Here is an 8991-nt window from a genome sequence, read left to right on the forward strand (position 1 = left end):
AGTGCCTCCCGCACTGGCATACAACCCGCCGGTCGTCGAAGGATTGGGCCGACGACTGCGCCGGCGGGTTCCCCTCGTCGTCGCAGTGGTGTTCATCGTCGCGATCGTCGTCACCGCGTTCTGGGGTGACGCCACCCCGCCGAGCGCCCCGATCTACACCGCGGTGCTCGCCGCGGTGTGCAGCGCCGTCCTCGTCGCGTGTTCGCTGTGGGGGTGGACCTCGGCCGCCCAGGTCTACACCTACGCGGCTCCCGCCGCGGTCCTCTCGGGGGCGATCGCCGCGGCCTTCGACGTCTGGGTCATCCCGGATTCGGCGCTGCCCCTGACCGTCCTCGTTCCGGTGATCGTGTGGTGGCTCTACCTCGCGGTGTTCCTGGGCAACGTCACACCACGCACCTCGGAGGAGATGGGTTTGCGCCCAACCGACTAAGCGGTGGTCGTGTGCCCTTGCGGCTCGCACTTCGAGAAGAGGTCCCTGGTTTGCTGGTCTGCCGGGAGGAATGTTTCGAGATGCAGCTCCTCCAAAGAGACGTCAGTCGCCGTCTCCAGCTGGGTCGAGACGCTGAAGAACCGCAGAGTCCCTTCGGCGGAATCGAGTTCGAGAGTGAGAACGGGCCCGGCTCCGGGTGGCGCGCTGAGCACATCTGGAACGTTCGACACGATGTCGTCGGCAAGCTCGAGATGGCGGGGATCGTGAGTGCGATTCGCCCGATGGGTGACCTGCCGGTACAGATGGCCGGCCCAGGTGTTGAGATTGCGGATGCGGGTGGAGATCCCGTCGGGATGCAGGCACACACGCAGCACGTTGACCGGCGGCTCGAGGAGTGCGGGTGCACATCCTGCCAATAGACCTTCCGTCGCATCGTTGGCGTCGATGATGTTCCAATAGCCGTCCAGAATGAGTGCAGGATAAGGGCGATGGGCATCGAGCAGACCGCGTAAGCCGTCCATCACGGCCGCGACCGAAGCGTCATCCCGATCACGGGCCTCGTACCGGGGCGCGTACCCGCCGGCAAGAAGCACTCGATTGCGCTCTCGAAGTGGTAGGTCCAATTGTTCGGCCAGATGGAGGAGCATGTCGACGCTGGGGTGCGCCTTGCCTGTCTCCACCCGGCTCACATGTCGACTGGACACACCGGAACGGTTCGACAGTTCCTGCTGGCTGAGCCTGCGGCGCTCTCGCCAGATCCGGAGCATGGCACCCGCGCTGTCGGCGTTCATGGGTGTCGCGGCCATGCACGAAAGAGTAGACGGCGCATGTCCGGTGGGCCATGACCTCCGAGGTCATGGCCACACGCATCGGTCATCGTCAGACTCCTTGCGGGAAGCCTATTCCCGCAAGGAAGGAAGAATGATGAACGACATCGCAGAGAAGTACCTGCAAACGTGGAACGCCACCGGGAACGACCGGGCGGATCTCCTTGCCGCCGTCTGGTCGCCTTCGGTCTCCTACGTTGATCCGCTCGCGGAAGTCAGCGGTCACGCCGGCGTGAGCGCCGTGATCGATGGCGTGCACGAACAGTTCCCCGAATTCGTGTTCTCCAAACTCAGCGAAGTGGACGCTCACCATCGGCAACTGCGATTCCACTGGGGGCTCGGGCCGGCCGGATCAGAGCCGGTGGTTGTCGGTTTCGACGTGATAGTCCTCGATGAGCAGGGCAGGATCCACGACGTCCGGGGATTCCTCGACAAAGTGCCGGCGTGACATTCCGGGTGATCGCTTCAGCCGCTACCGTCAACGGATGAACACGGCGCACGACCCCACTCCGCCCGACCCCACCCCGCCCGATCCCGCCCGACACCTGATTCGCTACGGCGGCAGCTTCTCGCCCGAGCTGATCGCCCGCGCCGAGGGCAGCTTCGTCTACACGGTCGACGGTGGGCGCATCCTGGACTTCACCTCGGGTCAGATGTCGGCGATCCTGGGGCACTCGCACCCCGAGATCGTGGCGACGGTATCGCGGCAGGTCGCAACGCTCGATCACCTGTTCAGCGGGATGCTCTCCGAGCCGGTCCTCGAACTCGCGGCGCGACTGGCCGATTCGTTGCCCGCACCGCTGGAGAAGGTGCTGCTGTTGACCACCGGCGCCGAGTCGAACGAAGCTGCGATCCGACTCGCCAAACTCGTCACCGGCAAGCACGAGATCGTGTCGTTCGCGCGGTCGTGGCACGGCATGACGCATGCGGCCGCGGCAGCGACCTACAGCGCCGGTCGTGGCGGTTACGGTCCGGTGTCACCGGGGAACTACGCGCTGCCCACCCCGGACGCGTTCCGTCCCGATTTCACCCGTACCGACGGCACCCTGGATTGGGAACGACAGCTGGACTTCGGTTTCGGGCTCATCGACGCCCAGTCGGTCGGCTCGCTGGCCGCGTGCATCGTCGAGCCGATCCTCTCCTCCGGCGGTGTCATCGATCTGCCGCCGGGCTATCTGGCTGCGCTGCAACGCAAATGCCGTGAGCGCGGCATGCTCCTCATCCTCGACGAGGCGCAGACCGGGTTGTGCCGCACCGGTGACTGGTATGCCTTCCAGCGCGACGGCGTGGTCCCCGACATCCTCACCCTGTCCAAGACGCTGGGCGCCGGACTGCCGCTCGCGGCGACCATCACCTCCGCGGAGATCGAGCAGACCGCCCACGACCGTGGGTTCTTGTTCTTCACCACCCATGTCTCCGACCCGCTGGTCGCCGCCGTCGGCAACACCGTTCTCGATGTGCTGGAACGTGATCGGCTCGACGAGCGCGCCACCGACGCCGGAAAACTGTTGCGGGAGGGCCTGCGCGACATCGCTCGTCGCCATGCCGTCGTCGGCGACATCCGCGGGCGCGGGCTGCTGCAGGGACTCGAACTCGTCGAGTCCGGCGACCCCGATGCCAGCGCCGACCGGCTGGGGGCCGCGGTGACCCGTCGGTGCTTCGAACTCGGGCTGCACATGAATGTGGTGCAGCTACCGGGTATGGGCGGCACGTTCCGGATCGCACCGCCACTCACCGCATCCGACGACGAACTCGGGCTCGGCCTCGAGATCCTGGAGCAGGCGATCGCCGAGAGCGTCTGAGTCAGGCGTCTTTGGCGTCGAGCGCGGCGGCGACGTCCGCCGGGAACCCGCCGGTGGCGATCGGCCCCCACGACGTGGGCGTGACCCGGATCAGCGACTTGTTCTGCAGTCGCATCGCTGCACGGTATTCATCCCAATCGGGGTGCTCACCGGCGATCGACCGGAAGTAGTCGACGAGACCGTCCTCGGCGTCGGGCATGTCGAGGACCTCCGCGGTGCCGTCGACCTGAACCCACGGGCCGTTCCACTCGTCGGAGATGACGCACACGCTGACCTGCGGGCGCTTCTTGGCGTTCGTGGTTTTCGCGCGTCCCGGATAGGTGGCGATCACGATGCGGCCCTGGTCATCGACGCCGCCGCTGACCGGCGAGATCTGCGGGGCGCCCGAGTCCCGGGTGGTGAGCAGCAACATCTTGTGGCGCGGCCGCAGGAACTCTTCGAGCTCGGCCTTCTCGACATCGGTGGCGGTGGCAATCGTTCTGGGCATGTCTCCACCGTAGGTGACGCACGACATCCGGCGGACACGTCTCGGTCCCGAGGTCGCCCGCCACGCCGGGCACCGGGCTTATGGTGTGACAGACCCCGAGCGAAGGAGAGACCACCATGTCCGATGCTCCGACCGTGGTGGCCCCACCGCCCACCGCGGGTCTTCGCGAATTGACCGTGCGCGGCGTGATTCTCGGCGGCCTGATCACGCTGGTGTTCACCGCGGCCAACGTCTACCTGGGCCTCAAGGTGGGCCTGACCTTCGCCACGGCCATCCCGGCCGCGGTGATCTCGATGGCGGTGCTGCGCTTCTTCTCCCATCACTCCATCGTCGAGAACAACATCGTGCAGACGATCGCGTCGGCCGCGGGTACCTTGTCGGCGATCATCTTCGTCATCCCCGGTCTGGTGATGATCGGATGGTGGACCGGGTTCCCGTACTGGATCACCCTCGCGGTCTGCGCGGTCGGCGGCATCCTCGGCGTCATGTATTCGATTCCGCTGCGTCGGGCGCTGGTCACCGGCTCGGACCTGCCCTACCCGGAAGGTGTTGCCGCAGCTGAGGTCTTGAAGGTCGGCGAGACCTCCGAGGGCGTGGAGAGCAACCGGGCCGGCCTCAAGGCGATCATCATCGGTTCGGTCGGTTCGGCTCTGTTCGCCCTGCTGGCGAAGATGCGGATCTTCACCGACTCCGTGTCGGCGGTCTACCGGATCGGCAGTGGCGGAAGCATGTTCGGCGCGAGCCTGTCGCTGGCACTGATCGGCGTCGGCCATCTGGTGGGCCTGACCGTCGGTATCGCGATGCTCGTGGGTCTGGTCATCTCGTTCTTCATCCTGATGCCGATCTACTCGTGGGGCGATTTCACGGCCGCGACCGGCGCCATCGGCGACACCATCGACACCGTTTTCTCCTCCGACGTCCGGCTCATCGGCGCGGGGACCATCGCCGTCGCCGCCGTGTGGACTCTCCTCAAGATCATGCGGCCGATCATCACCGGCATCTCCGGCGCACTCACCTCCGCGCGCTCACGCCGCGCCGGGGTCACCGTCGACATCACCGAACGCGACATCCCGTTCCCGTACGTCATCGGCACCGTCCTGGTGATGCTCATCCCGATCGGGCTGCTGCTGTGGGACTTCGTCCACACCGCGAAAGCCGGCTCGTCGTCGATGCCGCTCGTCGGGTCGGCCGGCGGCATCATCACCGTCACCATCGTGTTCGTCGCCATCATCGGCCTGGTGGTCGCGGCGGTCTGCGGCTACATGGCGGGACTGATCGGGTCGTCGAACAGCCCGATCTCCGGTGTCGGCATCCTCGTGGTGATCATCGCCGCGGTGCTGATCAAGGTCGTCTACGGCACCGCGACCGGCGACCAGACCGACGCACTGATCGCGTACACGTTGTTCGCTTCGGCGATCGTCTTCGGCGTGGCCACCATCTCCAACGACAACCTGCAAGACCTCAAGACCGGTCAGCTGGTCGGTGCCACACCGTGGAAACAGCAGGTCGCGCTCATCATCGGCGTGCTGTTCGGGTCGGCGGTCATCCCGCCGATCCTCGGGCTGATGAACGATTCGTTCGGCTTCGCCGGTATGCCCGGCGCCGGCGAGGACGCCCTGTCGGCGCCGCAGGCGCAACTGCTGTCCACTCTTGCCAAGGGCGTGCTCGGCGGGTCGCTGGACTGGGGTCTGCTCGGCATCGGCGCACTCATCGGGATCGGCGTCATCATCGTCGACGAGGTGCTCGGGCGGACGACCGGGCGATTGCGGTTGCCTCCGCTGGCCGTCGGTATGGGCATGTACCTGCCGATGTCATTGACGCTGATCATCCCGGTCGGCGCGATCCTCGGTGTGTTCTACAACAAGTGGGCCGACCGTAAGGGCGGCGACGTCGAGCAGAAGAAGCGGATCGGTGTGCTCATGGCCACCGGTCTGATCGTCGGCGAGAGTCTGTTCGGTGTGGTCTATGCGGCGATCGTCGCCGCCTCCGGGGACGATGGCGTGCTCGGGGTGGTCGGCGACTCCTTCGAGAATTACGCCAAGTGGCTCGGCATCGTGTTCTTCATCCTGCTCATCCTCGGGCTCTACAAGTGGGCCCAGCGGATCGCGGGGTCGATGGGCGGAACCGGGGTCGGGCCGAGCGAGCCCGTCGACGTCACCAAACGCTGAGGCTGCTCACTGCGCCGGTGGCTCGTCGACGACGATCGCCGACAGCGCCGCCAACATCTGCGCACCCCATGCCTCGTCGAGACCGTCCTCGCGATGCATGAGGGTGCGCAGAATGGCTGCGCCACCGAGCATTTCGACGAAGATCGTCGGGTCCACGTCGACGCGCAGTTCTCCACGTTCGCGCGCGTCCGTGAGGCGTTCGGCGACGCCGCCGAAGACTCCGGCGAAGCCCGCGAGCACTCGCTGATGCACCGCCGGATCGGCGGCCATATCGGCGATCAGGCCCGGTAGCGCCGCCCGCGTCACGGGACTGCCGAACACCGCGCACACCTCCTCGACCATCTGTGCCACATCCTCGGAGATCCGTCCGCTCTGCGGCACCAACGTGGTGAACCGGCCGAACGTGGCGTCGTGTACCAGGTGCGGCTTGGACTCCCATCGCCGATAGATCGCGGTCTTGGTGGTGCCTGCACGATGCGCAACCGCGGCGACCGTCACCCCTGCATATCCGGTCTCGGCCAGCAGTTCACGTGCCGCGTCGAGTACCGCGGTATCGATGCTGTCGTCACGGGGCCGTCCGGCGGTTTTCCGGATTCCGCTGCGGGCGCTCGCGTCCTCTGCTGTCATAACGCTACCGAGCGTAGCGGAATGAGGAAGGAATCACCGATGTCCGACACGGCGCCCCCACACAGCGGTCACACCCCCACGGTCGACACCCACGTCGACCCGTTGCAGCGGTCGGCACGCGACACCTCGGAGGTCCCACTCATCCTCGCCGACTGGATCGGCAGCCGCGGGGACTCCCCTCGCGGTACACCCCAGCTGCACATCGATGCCGGCGTCGACGCGAACGGCATGTCGTCGGAGACGATCATGGTCGATGCGCATTGGCCCGACGGGGGTTCACCGGCCGACGAGCGGTGGGTGATGCGCATGGCGCCGCGACCCGAGGACATCCCCGTCTTCGACACCTACCGGCTCGATCACCAATACGAGACGATGCGACTCGCCGCCGAAACCACCGGCCTTCCGATCCCCCGGATGCGGTGGCTCGAGCCGACGGGCGCGCTGTTGGGGTCGCCTTTCTTCCTGATGGATCGCATCGACGGGCTCGTCCCACCCGACGTCATGCCCTACACCTTCGGCGACAACTGGCTCTTCGACGCCCCCATGGAACATCAACGTGCCCTGCAGGATTCGACGATCGAACTGGTGGCGCGGTTACACTCGATTCCCGAGGCGTCGACGAGGTTCGGGTTCCTACGTGAGGGCCAACCTGCCCCCGGGTCGGACCTGCGCAGCCGTCTCACCTGGCTGGCGCAGTGGTACGAGTCGTCGACGACGATCGGCCGGTCCCCGCTGGTCGATCGGGCGCTGCCGTGGCTCGAGGACCACTTCCCCGACGACGTCGCCGCGTCGGATTCGGTACTCATCTGGGGTGATGCGCGGATCGGCAACGTGATCTACCAGGACTTCACCCCCGCGGCGATCCTCGACTGGGAGATGGCCACCCTCGGACCACGCGAGCTCGACGTGTCGTGGATGATCTTCGCGCACCAGGTCTTCCAGGAGCTCTGTGGGCTCGCCGCGCTGCCCGGTATGCCACATTTCCTGCGGGAGAACGACGTCCGCGACACCTATCGAGAATTGACCGGAGTCGAACTCGGTGACATGCGGTGGTTCTCGGTGTTCGCCGGCGTGATCTGGTGCTGTGTGTTCATGCGCGCCGGCGCCCGACGCGTGCATTTCGGTGAGATCACCCGGCCCGCCGACGTCGACGCCGAACTCTTCTATCACCGTACCCTGCTGGAACGTCTTCTCGAGGAAGGACCGTAATGCTCGGACCCACCGACGAATTCCCCATTCATCAACTCCCCCAACCGATCGCATGGCCGGGTAGCTCCGACCGCAACTTCTACGATCGCTCCTATTTCAATGCCCACGACCGCACGGGTGAGATCTTCCTCATCACCGGCATCGGGTACTACCCGAACCTCGGCGTCAAGGATGCGTTCGTCCTCATCAGCCGCGGCGGCACCCACACTGCGGTACACCTGTCCGACGCGATCGACGACGACCGCCTCAATCAGCATGTCGGCAACTATCGTGTCGAGGTCAGCGAACCCCTGCGCTCGCTGCGTATCGTCCTCGACGAGACCGGCGGCATTTCTGCCGATCTCACCTTCACCGGACTGTTCGACGCGTTGCAGGAAATGCCGCACGTGATGCGCACCGGTCGGCGGATCACGTTGGACGCCCAGCGTTTCGCACAACTCGGCACGTGGCGTGGACAGCTGGTGATCGACGGTGAGGAGATCACCGTCGATCCGGCGACGTGGCTCGGGTCGCGTGACCGCTCGTGGGGTATCCGTCCCGTCGGCGAAGCCGAACCCGCGGGACGTCCGGCCGACCCCCCGTTCGAAGGGATGTGGTGGAACTACATCCCGATGGCGTTCGACGACTTCGCCCTTGTCCTCATCGTCCAGGAGAACTCCGACGGATTCCGAACCCTCAACGACTGTAGTCGCGTCTGGAAGGACGGTCGCGTCGAGCAACTCGGTTGGCCGCGGATTGCCGCGCACTACCGCTCGGGCACAAGGATTCCCACCGGTGCCTCGATCGAGATGACCGACTCCGCGGGCGGCACGGTCACGCTCGAGGTCAGGTCGTTGCTGGCCACACCGCTCCACGTCGGCGGCGGGTACGGCGGTGACCCCGACTGGACGCACGGCCTGTGGAAGGGCGAGGGCTTCACCGAGCGGGTGACCTACGATCTGGCCGATCCCGCTGTCGCCGGCCGCATTCCATTCGGGATGATCGACCACGTCGGCACCGCGACCTGCCGCGAAGCCGACGGCACCACCCGAGAGGGCTGGGGCCTGTTCGAGCACGGCGCCCTCGGTCGCCACGACCCGTCCGGCTTCGCCGACTGGCTGTCGGTGGCGCCGTAGCCGGCGGTGGTCGAGGCGCCTTTCCTGGTGGTCGAGACGCCTTTTCTTGGTGGTCGAGGTGTGACGAGCGCTAGCGAGGAGCCTCGAGACCCGTTGATTCACAGCTGTTTCCACCCCACAGCAAAGGCGGCCGTCACCGCGGGTAGGTGACAATCACCTGCCCACTCCACCGACTCCGCCACTCCACCCGCCGATCGGTGTAGAGCGTCGGCACCCACTCGGCGAGATGTTTGCGTTGATGATCGGCCCGACACAGCGGGATCAGGTCGCCGAGCACTGTCCAGCCTCCGGCTTCGGGGTTGGTGTGGTTGAAGGGTCGCCAGTGG

At 66.2% G+C, this 8991-nt stretch carries 8 protein-coding genes and 2 pseudogenes; 6 read left to right on the forward strand and 4 right to left on the reverse strand.

Annotation, left to right across the window (positions count from 1 at the left end):
- Window positions 1-430: pseudogene (locus B1964_RS23560) on the forward strand (DUF3376 domain-containing protein); the annotation flags it as partial.
- Here the strand turns inward: B1964_RS23560 and B1964_RS23565 are convergent.
- On the reverse strand, window positions 427-1236 hold the full coding sequence (locus B1964_RS23565; RefSeq protein WP_253194151.1) for a helix-turn-helix transcriptional regulator: 810 nt from the start codon (window positions 1234-1236) through the stop codon (window positions 427-429). The pseudogene B1964_RS23560 and the gene B1964_RS23565 sit on opposite strands and share 4 nt — an antisense overlap.
- A gap of 115 nt (window positions 1237-1351) precedes the next feature.
- Here B1964_RS23565 and B1964_RS23570 point away from each other — a divergent pair, with 115 nt between their 5' ends.
- Both B1964_RS23570 and B1964_RS23575 read left to right on the forward strand, forming a co-directional pair.
- Window positions 1352-1705, forward strand: a complete 354-nt coding sequence (locus tag B1964_RS23570) for a nuclear transport factor 2 family protein (RefSeq protein WP_079931498.1) — start codon at window positions 1352-1354, stop codon at window positions 1703-1705.
- Between the two features lie 37 nt (window positions 1706-1742).
- On the forward strand, window positions 1743-3059 hold the full coding sequence (locus tag B1964_RS23575) for an aspartate aminotransferase family protein (RefSeq protein WP_079931499.1): 1317 nt from the start codon (window positions 1743-1745) through the stop codon (window positions 3057-3059).
- A gap of 1 nt (window position 3060) precedes the next feature.
- Here the strand turns inward: B1964_RS23575 and B1964_RS23580 are convergent, their stop codons facing one another.
- A complete protein-coding gene (locus tag B1964_RS23580) occupies window positions 3061-3546 on the reverse strand; it encodes a PPOX class F420-dependent oxidoreductase (RefSeq protein ID WP_079931505.1) in 486 nt (161 codons plus the stop codon).
- Between the two features lie 116 nt (window positions 3547-3662).
- Here B1964_RS23580 and B1964_RS23585 point away from each other — a divergent pair, with 116 nt between their 5' ends.
- Window positions 3663-5714 (forward strand): oligopeptide transporter, OPT family, encoded by a 2052-nt coding sequence (locus B1964_RS23585; protein ID WP_079931500.1) that lies wholly within the window; start codon window positions 3663-3665, stop codon window positions 5712-5714.
- Window positions 5715-5720: 6 nt separating this feature from the next.
- On the opposite strand, the gene B1964_RS23590 is transcribed toward B1964_RS23585, so the two are convergent.
- The gene (locus tag B1964_RS23590) at window positions 5721-6341 is read right to left on the reverse strand and encodes a TetR/AcrR family transcriptional regulator (protein WP_079931501.1); all 621 of its coding nucleotides are present in this window, start codon (window positions 6339-6341) and stop codon (window positions 5721-5723) included.
- A gap of 39 nt (window positions 6342-6380) precedes the next feature.
- Here B1964_RS23590 and B1964_RS23595 point away from each other — a divergent pair, with 39 nt between their 5' ends.
- Both B1964_RS23595 and B1964_RS23600 read left to right on the forward strand, forming a co-directional pair.
- Window positions 6381-7550: a phosphotransferase family protein gene (locus B1964_RS23595; RefSeq protein ID WP_079931502.1), complete on the forward strand. Its 1170-nt coding sequence runs from the start codon at window positions 6381-6383 to the stop codon at window positions 7548-7550.
- Entirely contained in the window at window positions 7550-8665 is a 1116-nt protein-coding gene (locus B1964_RS23600) for a hypothetical protein (protein ID WP_079931503.1), read from the forward strand. Before B1964_RS23595 ends, B1964_RS23600 begins: the two co-directional genes overlap by 1 nt.
- 133 nt (window positions 8666-8798) lie before the next feature.
- Here B1964_RS23600 and B1964_RS23605 read toward each other — a convergent pair.
- Window positions 8799-8991, reverse strand: a pseudogene (locus B1964_RS23605) (HNH endonuclease); the annotation flags it as partial.

Source organism: Gordonia sp. i37 (genome assembly GCF_002043085.1).
GTDB lineage: Bacteria > Actinomycetota > Actinomycetes > Mycobacteriales > Mycobacteriaceae > Gordonia > Gordonia polyisoprenivorans.